This is a genomic window from Vibrio sp. 1249-1 (assembly GCF_033340495.1).
The window spans coordinates 1-871 of sequence record NZ_JAWOWJ010000288.1; the positions used below are offsets into that span (position 1 = coordinate 1).

General features: G+C 49.9%; 1 protein-coding gene and 1 pseudogene. Both read left to right on the forward strand.

Annotated features, from left to right (window positions below; all coding sequences use genetic code 11):
- The first annotated feature begins 101 nt into the window (after window positions 1–101).
- The gene (locus R7Z50_RS25895; protein WP_001273096.1) at window positions 102–590 is read left to right on the forward strand and encodes a DUF1643 domain-containing protein; all 489 of its coding nucleotides are present in this window, start codon (window positions 102–104) and stop codon (window positions 588–590) included.
- A gap of 2 nt (window positions 591–592) precedes the next feature.
- A pseudogene (locus R7Z50_RS25900) lies at window positions 593–871 on the forward strand (hypothetical protein); the annotation flags it as partial.

Below are 871 nucleotides of genomic sequence, written 5' to 3' on the forward strand. Positions count from 1 at the left end.
TTCATGGTCATCTCTCCTTTTCAACTTACACTTTTATCCTATCACAGCATTAAAAAATGCAACTGTGAAAGGGCGTTTTTCATTCAAAAAGAGGTGACACTTTGAGTGCAATTATCAGCAAGTGCGGCATGTACAGATACCGTCTGGAAAGGGATGTGCAACCCGAAGGCCTTGTGTTCGGTTATTTTGGTGTAAACGGCTCTACGGCCACGGCCACCGAGGACGATCACACGGTCAGAAAGTGGATAGGGTTTACCAAGGTCAACGGAGGGAGGCGATTCATAGTCGGTAATGCTTTTGCTTTTCGGGCGACCGACGTTCGAGAGCTGGCTACGGCGGTTGATCCTGTCGGGCCTGAAAATGAAATCCACTTGGAAAGGATTATTCGGGATGCTGATGTCTTGGTGCCCTGCTGGGGGAGCCGAACTAAGCTGCCTAAGTCTTTGCATGTTCATTTGGACAGGCTTTTAGAGCAGCTCGTTGCATCTGGGAAGCCGGTATTGGCATTTGGCGTGACTGGTTCGGGGGACCCGAAGCACCCACTAATGCTTGGATATTCGACAAAACTTGTGCCCTGGGGAGGAAAATAATTATGTCGATGCTTGAAGCACGTTACTTCGTGGCAAAGATAAGCGATGCACAGGCCGTGCTCTGCGATGAGGAGCTGGCGACACTGGAAAGGCTGATCCGGAAGGTTGATGATGGCCGCAGAGCAAATGGCAAGAGCTCGCTTACTTGCGTTGTTGTCGAAGAAGATTGGCCGAACTGGCAGCAAACGGTTGACTCTGTACTTTCACTTGCTGACGGGAAAGACAACGATTGGACCAATGCCACACCAGAACAAATCAAGGCCTTTTGGGTCGATGACTCA